The following is a 20411-nucleotide window of genomic DNA, read 5'->3' on the forward strand; positions in this document are numbered from 1 at the left end:
CTAAAAGAAAGCTTTTTCTTTTGTTTAACCTTCTTCTACAGCAGAATCTCATTCAATTTATAAATCCTTCAAACCTTGGAATAAAAGAGACAAATACAGCTGAAACAATGCGATTACTTTTGTGACATCATATAAATTTTATAAAATGAGAGATTTAAAAAAGATTGCATTAGCGGTATGTATCGCCTTAAGCACATTAGTAGCGATGAGCTGCAGTAAAGATGAAGAAACTGTTGTTGAACCACAGCTTACACCAAGTGAAATATTGGCCAGTACACCCTGGGAAACAACAAACGCAAAAAATAATAAAGGAGAAAGTGTAGTGTTAACAGATGCTAACGTGTCAAATTTTGTAGGATTTGCTTATTTCAAATCTGACGGCACATTTACCATGTTCAATCTTGACAATTCTCCCAAAATGCACGGCGACTGGACCGTATCTGCAGATGGTAAAACGAGAACAATTGTTGCTAAAAATGCTGCTGGTGAAACATTGTTTACCCGTGTGGTTGATATTACCGTATTAACGAAGAAAGAATTCACGTATAGAGTTTATCCAAACGCTAATGACAAAACAATCTATTTCGATATTATCCATACACCAACAACACATCAAGAGCCAAAATAATTTACAGGATAACACATCGAAAAAATAGTTACCTCAATAAAACAGAAAGGCTTGACGAAATGATGTCAAGCCTTTCTGTTTATAGCTAAAAACGAACCTCATCTCCAAAGTCATTCTTTGACACTGTTAGATCAACCGATCACAAAAAGTCAATAACAACAAGATTTACAATCCATTAAAAAAACAGAACATCCGAATTTCATAAAAAATTATATTCTGATATGCCAAGGCAAGATAATCTATCGACCTTCGTCAATATACGTCTGAGTACATCAAATTGATATTTCAGTCGGGGCTTTATACGCTTCAGCAGAAATTTGTCGTCCAATACTAAAAGGAATTACGAAATTTGCATAGATTTCACCGATACATATAAGTTAAAAGAATGCAGGATATAGCGATCTATAAAAACGATAAGACTCTTATTAGTACAAATAAAAAAAGGCTGATATTTACCTTTCTGTCCTTTCTGCTTATTTATCTCGTCGCCTATATTATTGATCCTTTCTCAAGTTGCTGGGATGGCTATTTTAAACGGAATATGTTCGAAATACTCGGTGAATGGACATTTACGATCATTTACAGCTTTATCATTTCCGAATTTAGTATCATTGTCCATGACAAGCTTAATAAGTTCTTAACCTGGAAAGATAGTCCGACAGAGCGACTTCTACTTGAAACCGTCATCAACCTTTTTGCAGTACTCTTTATCAATTTACTTCTGGAGTACCTGATTTCAAAATATTATTTTGGACCTCAAAATGTTACTATAGCCCCATCTTTGGAGGAAAAAAGGGGGATGATTCAAAACATTACAATCAGTGTATTAATTGCGCTCATGATCATGGGGATCAATATTGGTAGTCATTTAATCACCAACTGGAAGAATGAATCCATGCGCGCAGCAAAGCTTGATCAGGTCATTCTTGAAACAGAACTTCAATCGTTAAAATTACAGATCGATCCCCATTTTGTCTTTAATAACCTGAGCGTGCTCTCAGAAATCATCCTCGAAGACCAACAATTAGGCTATGAATATGCAGAAAACTTCTCCAAAATATATCGCTACCTTCTTGTCAATTCCAAAAAGGACATTATCTCACTCGAAGAAGAACTCAACTTTCTAAATTCCTACATATTTCTCATCAAAAACCGATTCGGCGATGGGGTAAACTTCGAAATAAACGTCAATCCCGCCAAACGCAATTGTCAATTACCTCCCCTTACCTTACAATTATTGGTAGAAAATGCATTAAAGCATAATCAGACAAATAAGAAAAAACCGCTGAAAATAAAGGTATACACCAACTCCCAGAATCAACTTGTTGTTGAAAATATATTAATCCCTATTGAGAATGTATCCGAATCATCGGGAATCGGGATTTCAAACATCATTAAAAGATACGATTTGCTATCCAACTTAAAATTGCAAATAAAGAATGATGGCAAAACATTTAATGTTATCCTACCACTTTTAGCCCAAGCATAATGAATATAACCAAAGTATTAATCATCGAGGACGAAAAACTCAATGCCGATCGTTTAAAACGACTTTTGAAGGAAATAAAGCCATCCATCGTTATTTTAGATGTGCTGGATAATATCGCTGATAGCATCAACTGGTTCAATGGCAATGAACTTCCCGACCTGGTGATGATGGATATTCGTCTATCCGATGGTTTAAGCTTTGAAATATTAGAGACTATAAAAATAGATTGCCCCATCATATTTACAACAGCATTTGACGAATACGCTGTGAGGGCCTTTAAATTCAATAGCATAGATTATTTGCTTAAACCTGTAGAAAAAACAGAGCTGGAAAATGCCATCCAAAAACTTGACTATCAAAAAGATCTTCAGATCAACCAACAACCGCTTCAAGGTTTATTGGATTTTATCTATCCGAAAGATTTTCGCTCACGCTTTCTAATTCCATTCAAAGACGGCTATAAAACCGTTCTTGTTGAAGAAATATTATACTTCTATTCCGAATTTAAACTTACCCATGCGCAACTCAAATGTGGTACTGTCGAAATTGTACCTCAAACAATGGAAGAACTCGAACAGCAATTAAATCCAAAAGTATTTTTTCGCGCCAACAGGCAATTCATTGTACATATAGATGCGATCAAAAGATTACATAACCACTTCAACGGAAAACTAAAAATAGAAATTAAAAATAACGATCAAGTGGAAATCCTTGTGAGCAGAGAAAAGGCTCAACTGCTGAAAACTTGGTTAGACTATTGATGTTCAAACGGATCCGTTTGCTCCTTTTACGTCAGAAAGGTCAAATAAGTTTTTCGCGATGAACAAGGGAATGTCAATCGATAAGACCAATATCATCAACACAATTGGATCGTACCATTTAATATCGTAAAATTCAGATCATCACTGATACGTTTCAGTAAGCAATTGTAACGTCTCGGTAGATTTCTTTGCCTTATGGCTTAAAAGAATTCTTTTCTTTGTTTCATTATAAAATGATAAAATGGCACAAAGAACGATGACTTTAAAACCTTTCCTTACACTTATTACAGCAGCAGCATTATTATCGTCCTGTGGAGGCAACCAAGAACAACCGCAAGAGCAGGCAGTTACTGTTGACTTTATCGAATTATCTCCTACCCACGCGGAGACCGAAAAAAAATATCCTGGTACTTTAGAGGGGACCGTCAACGTCGATGTCAAAGCGCAGGTAACGGGGTACCTCGAGCAGATTTATGTCAAAGAGGGAGACTATGTATCCAAGGGGCAACCTCTTTTCAAAATAAAAGCTGACGTCTACAACGAACAAGTAAACAACAGCAAGGCAGCTTACCAAGCTGCTTTATCGGCAGAACAAAATGCAAAATTGGAGATTGACAAAATCAAACCACTGGTTGAAGGTAAAGTGTATACCGAATTACAGTTAAAAACTGCAGAGGCCAATTATGCCGCAGCTAAAGCGCAAGTAGCACAAGCACAGGCTGCACTCGGTTCATCGCAAATAAATGCCAAATTTACGTTGATCAATGCACCAGTGAGTGGTTATATCGGCCGTATCCCTAATCGGATCGGAAATTTAATTACCGCAGCAGACGCGACACCTTTAACGACGCTATCTGAAATTAATACCGTAAATGTGTATTTTTCATTGAGTGAGGCCGACTTTATAGCCTTTATCAAAGATCAGAATAACAAATCATCCAATCAACAAGCAACGCTCTTATTGGCTGATGGAACAGCATACAACCATTCGGGGAAAGTAGCGTTAGCCAGCGGTAACATCGACAGAACAACCGGAAGCATGGCACTTAAAGCAAGTTTCATCAACCCTGACAAAATTCTCCGTTCGGGTGGCTCAGCAAAAGTAATCTTGAAAAAAGCGCATGAAAACGTATTGTTGGTCCCTATGGCTGCTGTCAAGGATATTCAAGACCGCTATTTCGTTTATGTTATTGGTGAGAAAAATAAAATTTCCATGAAACAGATTGAAATTGCAGGAAATACCGCTAACGCCTACTTACTTCAATCGGGACTCACAGCTGGTGAAAAAATCGTTATGAATAGAATTGATATGCTTAATGATGGAATGCAAGTTCAACCAACCAAAAAATCCACCATGTAACAAGGATAGCAGGTATAGCAAAAGCTGAACTGCTCAAAGAAAGGCAACAAGCCTATACATTCAGTATTCACTTTTGAAAAAAAACGGTACTAAAAGCTTTATAAAATTTAAACTAAAATGTTAAAGAAATTTATTGACAGGCCAGTTTTGGCAACTGTTATATCTATCATATTTGTCATACTGGGGGTTATCGGTCTTTTTAGGCTGCCTCAAACGCGATTCCCGGATATCGCCCCGCCCACGGTTCAAGTTACCGGAAGCTATCCCGGAGGAAATAGCGAAACAGTATTGAGGTCAGTTGTTACACCCCTTGAAGAGCAAATCAATGGTGTGGAGGACATGGAATACATTACATCAACTGCAAGTAACGATGGTACATTCTCTGTGCGTATTGTCTTTAAAGCAGGTGTAAATCCAGATCAGGCAGCCGTAAATGTGCAAAACAGAGTACAACAGGCTACTCCTATCCTGCCACAGGAAGTTGTCCGAATGGGATTAACGACTTCCAAGCAACAAAATAGTATGATCATGATATTTAATATCTATACAGAAGATAATAAAAAATATGATGAACTATTTTTACAGAATTATGTGAACATCAACTTGATCCCACAGATCAAGCGTGTACCTGGAGTCGGTCAGGCCATGGTATTCGGTTCCAAAGACTATTCGATGCGTGTATGGTTGAATCCGCAAAAAATGGCGAGCTATGGACTCGTGCCACAAGAAGTCATTGCTGCAATTTCCAAACAAAGTCTGGAATCTGCACCTGGAAAATTAGGGGAAGAATCAAAAGCACCACTGGAATATGTCATACGCTATAAAGGGAAAAAGAACCTTCCAGAACAGTATGAGAACATTATCGTTAAAAACAATGACGTTCAGATCGTACGCTTAAAGGATGTGGCACGTATCGAGTTTGGCTCGATCAGTTATAGCGGTAATTCGCAAAATAATGGACTCAATACCGTTACCATTGGTATATTTCAGACATCAGGCTCCAACGCCAATGAAATTGAAATCGGAATCGACAAACAGATTGAAATAGCGCAACGCTCCTTCCCTCCAGGAATCAAGATTTTTAAATTGATCAGTACCAAAGAACGCTTGGATGAAAGTACAGCTCAAGTACGTTCGACATTGATTGAAGCCTTTATTTTGGTTTTCTTAGTTGTTTTCTTATTCCTGCAGGATATACGATCGACTATTATTCCAGCAATCGCAGTACCAGTAGCTATCGTAGGGACGTTCTTCTTCCTGCTGGTGTTTGGCTTTACAATCAATATATTGACGTTATTTGCCCTAGTACTCGCCATTGGTATTGTTGTCGATGATGCAATTGTCGTCGTCGAAGCAGTACATGGAAAGATGGAGACTTCCAACTTAACCGGTAAGCAGGCTACCCATAGTGCCATGAGTGAAATCACAGGGGCTGTAATCTCCATTACCTTGGTTATGTGTGCAGTTTTTATTCCCATTGGATTTATGACAGGTTCATCGGGCATGTTTTATAAACAGTTTGCCTATACCCTTGTTATCGCCATTGTGATCTCTGCGATCAATGCCTTGACACTGACACCAGCACTCTGCGCATTATTGCTTAAAAATACGCACGCCGAAAATCACGATGGGCAGACCCCGAACACAGGATTTTCTCAACGTTTTTTCAAAGCGTTTAACGCTGGCTTCGAAAACATGACCAACCGATACGTTGGTTCATTAAAATTCCTGGCAAAGAAAAAATGGATTTCGGCACTTTTGATACTGGCTACGATCGGTGTTGCCGGATACCTCATGACAAGCACTTCCAAAAGTTTTGTACCAATGGAAGACGATAACTTTGTTGTATACAGTTTAGAAATGCCCCCAGGAACGGGACTTGATCGAACCACAAAAGCAGTAGAAAAAATCGAAAAACTACTAGCCGATATCCCTTCTATTGAAAGCCATACAAGTATTACTGGATTCAATATGATCGGCAACAACTCCAGCGCAGCCTATGCAACAGGATTCATACGCCTGAAAGATAAAAAGAAACGTGGTGAGATGAACGATATCGATCAGATTCACCAAGTGATCTCACAAAAATTATCCAGTGTCAAAGAAGGTAACGCAATGGCCTTTCGCTCCCCTCCTGTTGATGGTTATGGTATGATGAATGGCGCGGAACTCGTTTTGCAGGACAGGGCTGGTAAATCGCCGGTAGAGCTCAAAGCAATGTCCGACTCCGTTATTGCGCAGATTATGAAACAACCCGGGGTACAGTTTGCCTATACCATGTTCAGAGCAGATTATCCACAGATGGAGTTAGAAGTCGATGAAGACAAAGCTGCCCAACTTGGTGTAGATGTCAGTGAAATGCTTTCGTCCGTTCAAACTTACTTTGCAGGTGACCAATCATTGAATTTCAATCGTTTCGGTAAATTCTATCGGATAGCAGTTAAAGCGGATGGGATCTATAGAACCGATAAAGAAGCCTTCAACGAAATATTTGTCAAGAATAATCTTGGCCAAATGGTTCCGGTGAACACTTTGGTTACACTTCGTAAAGTGTATGGTCCTGAGTCGGTGACTCGTTATAATTTATACAATTCACTCACGATAAACGTGGTTAGCACGCCTGGTATCAGTAATGGTGCGATCATGGAAACATTGGAGAAAAATGTATTGACCAAGTTACCGGGAGACTATAGCTACGAATGGACGGGACTTAGCTTGGAAGAGAAGTCTTCGGGCAATCAAACCGTACTTATCCTAGCATTAAGCCTACTATTTGTATATTTCTTACTATCAGCACAGTATGAAAGTTATTTATTGCCCCTTGCCGTACTGTTATCAATCCCAACAGGTATGATCGGCTCTTTCCTAGGAACACGGGCCATTGGATTGGACAACAATATCTACGTCCAGGTCGGCTTGATCATGCTCATCGGTCTCTTGGCAAAAAATGCCATTTTGATTGTTGAATTTGCTTTACAGCGGAGAAGAGCAGGCTCCTCACTCATTGATTCGGCTTTAGAAGGAGCAAGAGCTCGTCTACGCCCAATCTTGATGACTTCATTGGCTTTCATTGCCGGCATGGTACCCTTGATGTTTGCGACCGGCGGGACGGCTACAGGTAACCATTCCATCAGTACCGGAGCAGCAATGGGTATGTTAAGCGGTGTTATCCTTGGGGTAATTATTATACCATTACTGTACCTGGTGTTCCAATATTTGCAAGAAAAAGTTTCGGGTAAAAAACTTACGGACAATACAGTACACAATACAAACGATTAAAATGAAAAAATTTCATCACTATATAACAATTTTCGCAAGCACTACCCTGTTGTTGTCCGCATGCAGCGTGGGAAAAAAATACACACGTCAGGAGATAGTAATGCCCGAAAATTTCAAAAACAGCGAGGTTGTCCTGACGTCTGATACGCTACAGTTATCCTGGCGTAAATTTGTACAGGATCCCTTGTTGACCTCACTCATTGAGAAGGCATTATCCAACAATACAGACGTCAATGTTGCACTCCTCAACATGCAACAATTGGAACTCGCGTACAAGCAGTCTAAGAAAGGATTACTGCCAACAGCTGATTTAAGCATTGGAGCGAACAGAACATGGTTATCGAGCAACTCCTTGAATGGCTCACTGAGCGACCAATTTATTGGGACGCCTTATATGGACGATTATAGCGCCACGCTCAGATTGTCTTGGGAAGCCGATATCTGGGGAAAGGTAAAAATGCAGAAAGAGGAATCCTTGGCCAATTTTTTTGGCCAAAAGGAAAATCTTTCCGCATTAAAAACACGCCTTATTGTACAGGTCATCCAGTCCTATTATAATCTGATTGCTTTGGATGAGCAGCTTAAGATTGCACAAAGAAATGTTCAATTGAGCGATAGTACACTTAGCATGATACGTTTGCAATACAACTCATCACTGGTCAGTTCGCTTGCCGTGAAGCAAGCCGAAGCTCAGAAGAAAACTGCTGAATTGTTAATTCCTCTAGCCCATCAAAACATGGCTGTAGAAGAAAATGCACTGAGCATTCTTTGCGGAGGTTTCCCCGAGGGTATTCAACGTACAGCAAGTTTAGATGATACGATTGTTGGAGACGGACTTGCCGCAGGGGTGCCGGCCGAACTCTTGAGCCGCAGACCAGATGTCAGAGCAGCTGAATACGCGGTTGTGGCAGCTACAAGCAGAATGGGACTCGCCAAAGCGGCGATGTACCCTTCCCTAAGCTTGACACCATCCATTGGTACAAACTCCATTCAATTTAACAAATGGTTTGATCTACCGGGTTCGATCGTAAAAACAATAGCGGGGAATATTGCACAGCCAATTTTCCAGAAAGGTGCTTTAAAAACAAACTATGAGATATCGGTCATCGAACGCGAAAAGATAGCATTGCAGTTTAAACAGTCGGTTATGGTCGCCGTTTCAGAAGTTTCGGATGCCTTGGCAAAAATCAAACATACGGAACAGCGCCTGCAACTTATCCATGCCAAATCAAATGCCCTCGCCAAAGCCACCGCTGATGCAGCCCTACTTTACAAAAGTGGGATGGCAAACTATTTGGAAGTGATAACTGCCCAAAACAATGCGCTCCAAAATGATTTAGAACGTATTACAGTAAAACGGGAAAAGCTCAATGCAGCCATAGATCTTTACCGTGCGCTGGGCGGCGGAACAGATACTTTACCCTCGAATACGCCATAAAATCACAAAATAAAGTCAACTGACTAAATAGATGCCCCTAGAACCAAAGACTTTCTAGGGGCTTTTTCATTCCCTGTTTGCAGCTCCGCCCAAAATTCCCTATCTTCGGGTAAATACAAATATGATGAATAGAACGAGTTGTCTTCCTCCTCCAATAGCGTAATATTTTTTCTCTATATTACTGAAGCCCAATGCCAGAAATGGACCAATTTGCTGTGCTTCTTATTTTCTATCAATTTCATTATTTAACACCTTTCGTCCTTCATGGACGGAACCGGAAGACAATTTCTTATGAAACATTCATATTTCATGCTGCACCTTGCTGTGCTGTGCCTGGGACTATCTGGCGTATTTGGAAAACTGATTTCACTTAACGAGGGGATACTCACATGGTACCGTGTATTTTTAGCTGCCACTATCCTATTTTTTATTCTAAAATGGTATAAAATACCTACAGATTTTACTTTCAAAGAGAAACTGCATATTGCAAAAAATGGGCTACTATTGACAGCATCCTGGCTATTATTCTATGCTAGCATCAAATATTCAAACATTTCCATCGGCGTGATCTGCTACTGTATGGCGAGTTTTTTCACCGCTATTTTTGCACCGATGATCAATAAAGCGAAATTCAGATTGTCTGAAATTCTGTTGAGTGGGCTTACGTTGTGCGGTATTGCACTGATATTTCACTTCGATACCTCACACCAGCTAGGCATAGTCTTAGGGATAATTTCTCCGGCTTTTGCTTCTCTTTATGCTATTAACAACGAACGATTGACCAAAAAGTACAATGCCATCTGCATCAACTATTACCAAATGGTTGGCGGTGCACTCGGACTAGCTTGCTTACTGCCTTTTTACATTCAGCACTATCCAATCAGCACTTTCATTCCCAATGTCCTGGATATTTTATATCTAATCATCCTATCGTTATGTTGCACTGTGGGAGTCTATCTGGCATTTACAGAAATCTTAAAGAAGATATCGGCATTTACTTTGAACTTAAGCTTAAATCTTGAGCCTATATATGCTATTTTGATTGCCTTTTTATTTCTGAATGAAGCAAAAGAATTAAACCTATCCTTCTATGCAGGACTGTTTTTGGTTGTTTCATCTGTGTTATTGCAATATTGGATCAGCAGTAAAAAGAGTGCTTAACAATCTCCATTCATTTCCCAGTCCAACGAAGATTGGGAAATGAATGTTGTTTCCTCCATGTGCCAAGCAGGTAGCCCCAATAAACAGGTCGCCTCCCAAAAAACATGTTGAAAAGAAAAATGTGTGTCATTTTCAACAAAGCCTTATATTTATGAAACGGTTCGGGTTTTAATTCCAAAACCGGGACAACCAGTCAAGCAATTTATTATATATACATTAAATAGATAGTTCCGTTATGAGCAATAGCAGTACAGAAAACAAATTTGTCAACCAGCAGATCCAATACCTTGAGTTTGTATCAAGCGACCTTGAACGTGCCAAAGCATTCTACTCAACGAGTTTCGGTTGGGAGTTTACGGATTACGGCCCAGCATATACAGCTTTTGGCGGAAAATATGTTGATGGTGGTTTTACACTTGGTGACCCAATAAAGGGCAGTATTCTCGTCGTTATCTATGCCGACGATCTGCAGGCTACGCGTGATGAGGTTATCGGTGCTGGAGGGACTATATTAAAAGATATTTTTAGCTTTCCCGGAGGAAAAAGATTTCAGTTCCAGGATCCTGACGGATATGAATTGGCCGTATGGACTGTTGAATAAAAGTTGAATACAATATTTACTCAAATACAAAGCCCCCATATCAGAAAAATATAGGGGCTTTGTATGTTAAAATCAGGCTCTTTTAGCTTTCTGATAGTTTTTATTTTTATTCCTATTGAAACGCTTCTTCTTATGCTGTGGATTCTTTTTGGCAGGATTGTAAGTAGGCCCCGCTTCAAAACCCGCTGGCAATGGTAGTTGTTCAATCGGATAACCTATTAAATTCTCAATCTGAGCGAAACGGTTTTGGTCTTTCTCATTGACAAAGGTAATGGCTGTTCCTGTAGTTGCTGCTCGAGCAGTACGTCCAATACGGTGTACATAGTCTTCCGGATCCGGTGGAACATCGTAATTAACGACCAAACTGATCCCCACCACATCGATACCGCGAGATATCACATCTGTCCCCACCAGTACCCGCACCTGACGAGATCGGAACCTGCCCATGATATCTTCCCGTTTCGACTGTTCGAGATCCGAATGGAAACCCTCCGCATCAATCCCCTGCTTCTGTAATTCCTGGGCGAGAAGTTTGACTGTAGTTTTTTGGGATGCAAAAATAATAACAGATACATAGTTGGGATCCTTCAGTATATTCTTCAGAAGCTCCATTTTCTGTTGATCATAGGCAAGATATACGCGTTGATCTATTCCTTCCGAAGGTTTAGAAATGGCAATATTGACTTCCACAGGCTCTTGTAGAATTTTTCGGGCAAAAGACCTGATCTTCATCGGCATCGTAGCCGAAAACAAAAGCATCTGCTTTTTCTTCGGTAGATAACTTACAATACGTAAAATATCGTCTTGAAATCCCATATCCAGCATACTATCGGCTTCATCCAAAACAAAGTGCTTTAAATGAGAGAGATCAATCTTCATGGAGGTAAGATGGCTTATCAACCTTCCCGGCGTAGCAACAATGATATTTACCCCCTCCCGTATGGCCCGTTTTTGCTGTTCATACCCCATACCATCACCACCACCATAAATGGCTATGGATGTTGCACCCGTATAATAAGACATGCCCATAATCTGCTGGTCAATTTGCATAGCAAGTTCCCGGGTCGGAACAAGGATAATAGCGAGGATAGATTCCCTTGAATTCCGTGCTATTGCATCGAGGATCGGCAACATATAAGCTGCTGTTTTACCTGTACCTGTCTGTGCACAGGCAATCATATCTTTTCCCTCTTTAATAATCGGGATGGTCTGTTCTTGGATCGGCGTAGCCTCCTCAAACATCATACTTTCTAAACCTTCTTCCAAAGCTGGAACAAAGCCAAATTCATCAAATCTCAACGTATTGTTTTTATTGTTGTGCCCTAAATTACTAAATCTAATTCATAAAAGTCTAAAATTAATACCGATAGCTCGTTATCCGCTTTCAAATTAACCCTCAGATAGGATTTATCCATGAAGGAATCAGGACTGAATCTGACCAAAACAACGGTCCTACACATTATTGTAAGCCAAACGTACGACATTGAAAGCCAAGCATACGACTGCTATCTATGCAAAATCTAATCAATAGCCTCTGTTTTCTTTGCGGCTGACACCGCGCTCAAAACGACATAGCCTAGCAAGCCAGCGCATAAAGAAGCGATCAGAACCGCGAACTTTGCTTCTTCAATCAGCATGCTATCATCAAAAGATAGTATCGAGATGAAGATCGACATCGTGAAACCGATTCCCCCCAACAAGCCTACACCAAAAATCTGTTTCCAGCCAGCCCCTTCCGGTAATTGCGCAATCTTCAATTTTTTAGCAATAAAACAGATCAAAAATATCCCAACTGATTTACCAGCGATTAGACCAAGGATAATACCGATCCCCAATTTTGACGTCAAACCACCAATCATTTCCCCATGGATCGGAATAAGCGTATTCGCAAATGCAAACAAAGGAATGATAATGAAATTGACCGGTTTGGTCAATAGATGCTCAAGTTTTTCCAAGGGAGATTCTTCCGCATCCGGTGTTGTTGGTAACGTCATGGCCACCAGCACGCCAGCTATTGTTGCATGAATACCCGAGTGGTGAACAAAGTACCAAATAAATAGTCCCGGAATCAGGTAAGCCCATATCGCTTTAACGCCCAATTTATTTAACACGATCAAAAACAGAAAGATACCTAAAGCGATAAATAAATAGGTCGCATGAATACCATTGCTATAAAAGATCGCAATAACCAATATGGCAAGTAGGTCGTCAACAATCGCTAGCGCAGCCAAAAAGATCTTAAGACTGGCAGGTACCTTATTTCCAAGAAGCGTGATAACCGCTAAAGCAAATGCAATATCCGTTGCCATAGGGATACCCCAGCCGTTTGCAGTACCGGTTCCCTGATTTAATACAAAATAAATGATGGCAGGCAAAAGCGCCCCCCCGACCGCAGCCAAAATGGGCAGGATTGCTTTACTTGGCGATGAGAGCTCACCCTCTACAATTTCACGTTTTATCTCGAGCCCCACTAGTAAAAAGAAAATAGCCATCAAACCGTCGTTGAGCCACAATAACCACGAATATTTTAAATGAATATGACCGCTCTCAAAGCCTACTTCCCGGTTCAAAAATTCCATTACACTGGCATACAATGACGTATTTGCTACGATCAATGCCAGAATAACACAGGAAAAAAGTATAATTCCGCCAGCAAAGCTGGATTTTAAGAATTCTTTAAAGACAGTTAAATTGATAAGTTTTGACATGATTTGAATATCTAAAAACGCTTACAAAGGTTCACAAGATACGATTTTTAGGACCATTTACCGAATTCCCTAAACAATATCCGGAGCTATATCCAATGTAAAAAAGTTGAATTAGCTGTGTTTTATTTAGTGGTAAAAGAACCAAAAAGCGAATAAAAAAGACAAAAACTCTTCTGCTATCCTTATATTTTTCGAAAATAACGAATCAAATGTGAGAAACAGAGGTTATGCATTAAAATTTTATGAAAATTTGTTTATTTTTTTACCGAATTAATTTGACTTTGTTGCAAAAAATACTTAGCTTGCTACTATAGTTAATAAACCGTTTATTATGTGCAAGAAGTGGATTTTCATGGTGCTTCTTTTCGTAGCAAATTTTACATATGCGCAGACGACAGAGGATAAAACCCAACATTCAGGTTCCCATTACATTATTTTAGCAATCATCGCTATCATTGTCATTGTTTATATATTATACAGGAGGCAAAAGAGGAAATTTAATGAATAAGGGAGATCAGTAGATCTCCCTTATTCATTAAATTTCCTTCCACATCCCCTTCACTTCCCATCAAACTTTCAATGACTCAACATATAATCACGAATCGGTTCATTCGTTTGTGCTAATCGTTGCGATCCTGTATTTGCTGGACAGGCAATATCATCGGTTGCATCGTATACAAGCTTCTTACCATTCAATTTTGTAATCAATTCTTGAGGGACATACACCTGAACTTTAGTAACCGCATAACCACTTGGATAATAACGAACATAATAACCATCAGGATGAAGCGTCCAAATACCACTTGGCACGTCCGTACGAGGCTCAGCCATACCAGCTAAGATCGCATATTGTTCAAAATCAGCGTACGAATAGTTTCCTGAGGAAACGAGCTGCCGAATATTATTTTCTGCTTCAAAGATTGTCTGTACTGCCGGTGGCATCTGGTCTTTTGCCTTTTGGACAACGTCAAATGGCAAAACGCCAAGTGCACCACCTTCCAAATGTAAAATTTGTTCAGCCGTAAGCAATTTTAAGGCTGTTTCTTTCACCGGACCAGAATAATCAATAAATTTTGTCTTCGCAATGATCGTCCACAATAGCATCTGTATGTCTGATTGTGCAACTTCAGGGTGTTTTTCAGCGCTTTTCAAAATTGCAATGACCACGTCTCTCTTCTTGCCCAAAGTAGGTGCATACATATATCCATCACCTTTCGAAGGCGCATAAGTACCCGCTTTCAAGCAATAGCTCTTATTGGTCATTTCAAAATGTCCAGCCTCCAATAAGTAACCATCATGGCCATTCTTTTGCAAATTCTCTAAAGGTTTATAAACAGCCGTATTTTGAAAATCGGGCATTTGCTCCCCCTTCCTATTTACATCTTCAAAACTGGTACTAATCGCTTCGGGTTCTTTTAAAAGTTTATCCAGCCCAAGTACCTTGCTTCCCTTGGAAGCAACGGCTTTGCTTGCCTTATCCAATAGTCCTCCAAATTGAGCCGAGGCTCCTTGGATATTAAATAAAAAAGCAACTGCAAGTATAACGGCACCCGTTATTCTATTTCTTTTCATAATTGATTTCATTTCAGCTCTTGTCCACAAAAAAGAAGCCAATTTAAATCACCAGCACAATATTTATAATTTATTAATTCATTATTTGCACACATTGCTGGATTTCACGCTTCATTTCAAAGATCCTCTTCATCCATTGAAATTTTACAGCAAACAGGTTTTCCAAAGAAGCTAAAAACAGTTGATTTCCCCAACATTACTCTCCTCAATTTCTCCTGAAACTGATCACCGCAAATAGTTAAAAATACAATATTAAAACGTATCTTTGCAGCATGATTAATGTGTCAAATCTCTCCCTTCGTTTTGGTAAACGTGTACTATTCGAAGATGTCAATCTAAAATTCACACCTGGAAACTGTTACGGTATTATTGGCGCTAATGGAGCAGGTAAATCTACTTTCTTAAAAATTATCTCAGGGGAAGTTGATCCTTCGACAGGTTCAGTGGCATTCACGCCAGGCGAACGCATGTCTGTTTTAAGTCAGGATCACTATGCTTTCGATGAATTTACTGTTCTTGAAACTGTCATGATGGGTAACCAAGAGCTTTACAAAATCATGAAAGAGAAAGATGCCATTTACATGAAAGAGGATTTCTCTGATGCCGACGGCGAACGCGCTGGCGAACTGGAAAGTCTTTTTGCTGAAATGGATGGCTGGAATGCCGAATCTAATGCCGCAACTTTATTGAGCAGTTTGGGCATTAAAGAAGAACTACATTATAAGTTAGTTTCTGAAATTGACGGTAACCAAAAAGTCCGCGTACTCTTAGCGCAAGCATTATTTGGCAAACCAGATATTTTGATTCTCGATGAGCCTACCAATGATTTGGATATTAATACCATCGCATGGTTAGAGGATTTTTTAGCGAGTTACGAGGCAATCGTCTTAGTTGTATCCCACGACCGTCACTTCCTGGATGCTGTATGTACGCATACGGTGGATATTGATTTTGGTAAGATGACAATCTATACGGGTAACTACTCGTTCTGGTACGAATCTTCCCAATTAGCGTTAAAGCAACGTTCTGATCAAAACAAGAAAATGGAAGATAAAGTAAAAGAACTTCAGGAGTTTATCCGTCGGTTCTCTGCCAACGCTTCCAAATCCAAACAAGCTACTTCTCGTAAGAAAGCATTGGATAAAATTAATATTGACGAGATTAAACCATCCAACCGTAAATATCCGGCCATCATGTTCAATACCATGAATCGTGAACCAGGAGATCAAACGCTACAAGTTGAAGGCTTAAGCAAAACGGTCAATGGCGAGGTATTCTTCAAGGATATTACCTTTATGATTAATAAAGGCGATAAAATCGCTGTTCTAGGTCCAAATTCATTGGTAACCACAGCATTTTATGACATTATAACTGGTAGAGACACCGATTTCGGTGGCGAATTCAAATGGGGCGTTACCATCACTCCTGCCGATATGCCGATTGAAAATGCCGCATTCTTCGAAGGAAAAAATGAGAATTTAGTGGACTGGTTGAGAAACTATACGACTAACCCGGAGGCGGACGAACAATTTATACGTGGATTTCTAGGGAAAATGTTGTTCTCTGGTGAAGAAGTTATGAAGAAAGTATCTGTGCTTTCAGGAGGAGAAAAAATGCGTTGTATGTTTTCTCGTATGATGCTTCAAGGCGCCAACTTCCTAATCTTTGATGAACCAACCAACCACTTGGATTTGGAATCTATCACTGCATTGAACAATGGAATGTCTGATTTTAAAGGATCAATGTTGTTCACATCCCGTGACCACGAATTGACTGAAACTGTTGCAAATAGAATCATCGAATTGACTCCGAAAGGTATCATCGACAAATTGATGACTTACGATGAATACATTAATAGCGATGTGGTGAAAGCGCAACGTGAAGAAATGTATAAATAAGATAATTTATCCCAATTTAATAAAGGCTCCATAATTCATTTTATGGGGCTTTTTTGATGCGCAATAAAAAAGCACTGAGGGGTTCAGTGCTAATCGCGATTGATATGAAAGAATTGAGAAAGTTTTACTTTACTGAACCGAAGGTTTGACAACACGCCAACCTAATTGTAAGGACACCGCACAATGGTCGGATAAATCCTGTCCCTTTTCGTTTTGAAAAAGCTTTTTTTGAACCTGATAATTCTTTGCCTCAAATAGCAAAAGATGGTTATTGCGATAGTAAATTTTATCAATACCTTCGCAATCCTCTGTCAACTCCAATGCTGTTTTCGCTTCAAAATTCACTTTATGCCCAGGAATATTACCTTTGTTGCGTAAACTTACCCATGCATCTACCAAACCTAAGTCCTTCTGAAAAGAACTGATGTTATCCAGCTCGTAAGCATAATGTGCATTAAAGTCGCCCATAATCAAAAGTGGTCTGTCAGCCGAATACTTTTTAATATAGGCTTTTAGCTGATTTATATTCTTCTGCCGGGCAATCGTTGCATTCGGATCATCCTGAGCTGTCGCATGTACATTATAAACATCAATAAATACCGCTTTGGCCAATTGAATTCGAGCATAAGAAAAGCCTTTAGGAGTCAGACAATCTGCACCATTGCAATCAGTCCAGCCCACCCGCTCAAACTCAACGATAGGATATTTTGAAAGTGTACTCAGCCCGTCCCCAAAAGGTACCCCACCCATATTTTCCGTTCGGTAGCTATGCTTATTTTCGCTGTAGAGGAACTTGTTGTAGTTAAAATCTTCCTGCACATTGACAATATCAAATCCGTTGATCCGATTGCCGATCGACGTAATACTGGAAGACCGCTCGGTTACAGCACTGGAAATCAATTCAGGGAGGCCAGCTATATTGTACGTTAACAAATTTAGTTTTCCGTAAGTCGCTTCCGGCATAGCTGCATACACAGCATTACTGAGCTTTGGCTGTTGTTTTGGTTTCAACTTAAAACCGAGCATAACGCCGGTAGACGCACAAATAAATAAGATGACAATCTTTCGAAAACCCTTAGGTCTAATTTTTTTTTCGAACAACAGATCTAATAGCATGGATTGAATATTTCGTTCACTCCAAAGCTACTGCGCCAACATTAGCTCTATTATTATATTCAATTAATTCTATTTTTAATAATTATGCACAAATTATTAAAAACTAATAATTTATAAACACTATAATGACAAAAGGTTAATACCTGCATAGCATAGGAGTTACAGCTTTCAGCTATTTTTATACAATCCCTAATAAGAATAATATGAGAAAGGTAGCCTTCTTTACAGAGATACTCGTCGAGGATTTCGACGGTGCATCACGGACAATGTTTCAGCTAATAAACCGTATAGATCAGCAGAAATTCAACTATTTTTTTATTTATGGTGGCGGCCCTACGCAATTTCGCAACTTTCATTCTTACAAGGTACCCACATTCAAAATACCGGTCAACGACGATTATTGTCTCGCTATTCCACAGCTTATTAAAAAAAAACTTGAGCTCGCCTTAGATAAATTTGCTCCCGACATGATTCATATTGCTACGCCTTCCCTTTTAGGTTTTTTTGCATTACATTATGCCAAACGAAAAGGTATTCCTGTCCTTACGATCTATCATACACACTTCATTTCATACATTGCCTATTATTTCAAAAACATACTCCCCTTGGTCAAGCCAACTGAACAATGGATGAAAAAAGCAATGAATAACTTTTATAACAAATGTGATATTGTCTATGTACCCACCAAATCTATTCTAAACGAATTACAGCAGATCGGCTTACAACAAGAAGGATTAAAACTGTGGCAAAGAGGAATAGACACAGCCTTGTTTAATCCCAATAAAAAGAATCTATCTCAGCTGCAGACTATCACAAAGAATAACAAACCAACAATCCTCTTTGTCAGTCGTATCGTCTGGGAAAAAAACATTAAAACGCTTATTGAAATCTATCAACAGATACAAGCTCAGAATCTTGACTATAATTTCATTGTTGTCGGTGAAGGAACAGCCAAAATAATTGCAATGCAAGAGATGCCTAATGCCATTTTCTTAGGAAAGAAAAGCCATGATGAGCTTGCAATTCTATATGCTTCGGCAGATGCCTTTGTTTTTCCGTCGGTCTCAGAAACGTACGGAAATGTCGTTGTCGAAGCATTGGCATCCGGACTTCCTTGTGTTATCGCCGATGGTGGGGGTTCGGCTTCCTTGATTCAGCACGGGAAAAATGGATTTAAGTGTCAACCTGAAAATGCAGCTGGATATGTTTACTACCTCAAAAAAATTCTCTCTGACGCGAGCTTAAAAAAGAATCTCATCACTGAAGGTCTATCCTATGTCGGACAACTGGATTGGAATAGACTATCTGGATGCTATTTTAATGACATTGAACTATTGGTTGACAAAACACAGGAAGTCGATTTGGCATGGGCAAACTAACAAACCCAAGCCAGCTCATCAAAGGTATTTTTCTATTTTTGATTCTGGCGTCCATCACTGTCTTTTTAGCGAAAAGCGACTTAAATGCCTTGAAAAAAGAGCTCTCCTCAGTTGGTTATCGCTTTATAATTATTTTGTTTACGACTTTCGCGGCCTATTTTGTTGGCACATTCGCTTGGTGGATATGCTTGGGCTCCGCAAAAAAGAAGGTCAATTTGATCGAACTCTTTGCCATCCGTCAAATCGGGGAAACCGTTGGACTATTTAACCCTACAAGCATTATAGGTGGTGATTTATTAAAGGCACAATTGATAACCCGTTATGACATTCCCTTAAAAGAAGGATTGAATTCAGTTGCAATATCCCGTATTACCGCCGTACTGTCTCAATTGACACTCTTTTTGATTGCTATGCTTTGGTTGGTATTTTCTCCTTTAAAAAATGAAATTATACGCTACGCAGGCCCAGTAATATATATGATCTGTCTATTTTTGTTCCTTTTGATGATCCTGATACTTTATTGGTTAATGGTTGCAAAAAGTCCCTCGCAAACCAAGGCTTCAACAGCAACACTTTTTGGAAAAGCAAAAGCGCATTTTCAGTCACTACTTTGGAACGTTAAAGACTTTTATCGGCATCAAAATAAGGTTTTTTGGTATTCTTACTTACTTTTTGCACTACATTGGATTATTGGCAGCCTTGAATTCTATTATATTCTAAAATTTTTGGATGTTGCAGTACAACCAATACATGGTCTAATAGTAGATATGAGTGTCATTGTGCTGAAAAGCATCGGTGCTTTTATTCCAGGGCAACTGGGCATTGAAGAAATCGCCAATAAGCTCCTACTCCATATGATCGGTATTACTGGAGGTAGTATCTGGCTCAGTGCTTCATTACTACGTCGCGGCCGACAGCTCACCTGGGTAGCGTTGGGTTTTATATGTTATCTATGCATCAAAAAGAAACCAGTACATGTACCCATCTGAAATAGAAATACTATTTGTCAGCCACAAATATC

General features: G+C 39.4%; 15 protein-coding genes. 11 read left to right on the top strand and 4 right to left on the bottom strand.

The window, feature by feature from the left end; genetic code table 11:
• Positions 1-145: 145 nt before the first annotated feature.
• From ACLCDV_RS16375 to ACLCDV_RS16410, 8 genes are all read left to right on the top strand, one after another.
• On the top strand, positions 146-628 hold the full coding sequence (locus ACLCDV_RS16375) for a DUF4822 domain-containing protein (RefSeq protein WP_333574770.1): 483 nt from the start codon (positions 146-148) through the stop codon (positions 626-628).
• A 385-nt stretch (positions 629-1013) separates the two neighbouring features.
• Positions 1014-2117, top strand: a complete 1104-nt coding sequence (locus ACLCDV_RS16380; protein ID WP_182331310.1) for a sensor histidine kinase — start codon at positions 1014-1016, stop codon at positions 2115-2117.
• Positions 2117-2878, top strand: coding sequence for a LytR/AlgR family response regulator transcription factor (locus tag ACLCDV_RS16385; RefSeq protein ID WP_182331308.1), 762 nt, complete (start codon positions 2117-2119; stop codon positions 2876-2878). The genes ACLCDV_RS16380 and ACLCDV_RS16385 overlap by 1 nt, the downstream gene beginning before the upstream one ends.
• Positions 2879-3119: 241 nt before the next feature.
• Positions 3120-4238 (top strand): efflux RND transporter periplasmic adaptor subunit, encoded by a 1119-nt coding sequence (locus ACLCDV_RS16390; protein WP_411971677.1) that lies wholly within the window; start codon positions 3120-3122, stop codon positions 4236-4238.
• Positions 4239-4355: 117 nt separating this feature from the next.
• Complete coding sequence (locus ACLCDV_RS16395) at positions 4356-7517, top strand: efflux RND transporter permease subunit (RefSeq protein WP_317665744.1); 3162 nt, start codon at positions 4356-4358, stop codon at positions 7515-7517.
• 1 nt (position 7518) lies between these two features.
• Positions 7519-8955, top strand: a complete 1437-nt coding sequence (locus ACLCDV_RS16400; RefSeq protein WP_411971678.1) for an efflux transporter outer membrane subunit — start codon at positions 7519-7521, stop codon at positions 8953-8955.
• Between the two features lie 291 nt (positions 8956-9246).
• Positions 9247-10116, top strand: coding sequence for a DMT family transporter (locus ACLCDV_RS16405; protein ID WP_411971679.1), 870 nt, complete (start codon positions 9247-9249; stop codon positions 10114-10116).
• A gap of 235 nt (positions 10117-10351) precedes the next feature.
• Positions 10352-10717, top strand: coding sequence for a VOC family protein (locus tag ACLCDV_RS16410; RefSeq protein ID WP_411971680.1), 366 nt, complete (start codon positions 10352-10354; stop codon positions 10715-10717).
• Positions 10718-10789: 72 nt separating this feature from the next.
• Here ACLCDV_RS16410 and ACLCDV_RS16415 read toward each other — a convergent pair whose 3' ends face one another.
• The 3 genes from ACLCDV_RS16415 to ACLCDV_RS16425 form a co-directional block, all read right to left on the bottom strand.
• Entirely contained in the window at positions 10790-12016 is a 1227-nt protein-coding gene (locus tag ACLCDV_RS16415) for a DEAD/DEAH box helicase (protein WP_411971681.1), read from the bottom strand.
• 221 nt (positions 12017-12237) lie between these two features.
• The gene (gene nhaA / locus ACLCDV_RS16420; RefSeq protein ID WP_411971682.1) at positions 12238-13425 is read right to left on the bottom strand and encodes a Na+/H+ antiporter NhaA; all 1188 of its coding nucleotides are present in this window, start codon (positions 13423-13425) and stop codon (positions 12238-12240) included.
• A gap of 576 nt (positions 13426-14001) precedes the next feature.
• The gene (locus tag ACLCDV_RS16425; RefSeq protein ID WP_411971683.1) at positions 14002-14997 is read right to left on the bottom strand and encodes a hypothetical protein; all 996 of its coding nucleotides are present in this window, start codon (positions 14995-14997) and stop codon (positions 14002-14004) included.
• Positions 14998-15269: 272 nt separating this feature from the next.
• Here ACLCDV_RS16425 and ACLCDV_RS16430 point away from each other — a divergent pair, with 272 nt between their 5' ends.
• Entirely contained in the window at positions 15270-16895 is a 1626-nt protein-coding gene (locus ACLCDV_RS16430; RefSeq protein WP_075993261.1) for an ABC-F family ATP-binding cassette domain-containing protein, read from the top strand.
• Between the two features lie 129 nt (positions 16896-17024).
• Here the strand turns inward: ACLCDV_RS16430 and ACLCDV_RS16435 are convergent, their stop codons facing one another.
• Positions 17025-18011 (bottom strand): endonuclease/exonuclease/phosphatase family protein, encoded by a 987-nt coding sequence (locus ACLCDV_RS16435; RefSeq protein WP_411971684.1) that lies wholly within the window; start codon positions 18009-18011, stop codon positions 17025-17027.
• 203 nt (positions 18012-18214) lie between these two features.
• On the opposite strand from ACLCDV_RS16435, the gene ACLCDV_RS16440 reads away from it, so the two are divergent.
• Together ACLCDV_RS16440 and ACLCDV_RS16445 are read left to right on the top strand one after the other, a co-directional pair.
• Positions 18215-19390 (top strand): glycosyltransferase family 4 protein, encoded by a 1176-nt coding sequence (locus ACLCDV_RS16440; RefSeq protein ID WP_411971685.1) that lies wholly within the window; start codon positions 18215-18217, stop codon positions 19388-19390.
• Complete coding sequence (locus tag ACLCDV_RS16445) at positions 19378-20379, top strand: lysylphosphatidylglycerol synthase transmembrane domain-containing protein (protein ID WP_317665723.1); 1002 nt, start codon at positions 19378-19380, stop codon at positions 20377-20379. Before ACLCDV_RS16440 ends, ACLCDV_RS16445 begins: the two co-directional genes overlap by 13 nt.
• The last annotated feature ends 32 nt before the right edge of the window (positions 20380-20411 follow it).

Source organism: Sphingobacterium sp. Lzh-3 (assembly GCF_046764375.1).
Lineage (GTDB): Bacteria > Bacteroidota > Bacteroidia > Sphingobacteriales > Sphingobacteriaceae > Sphingobacterium.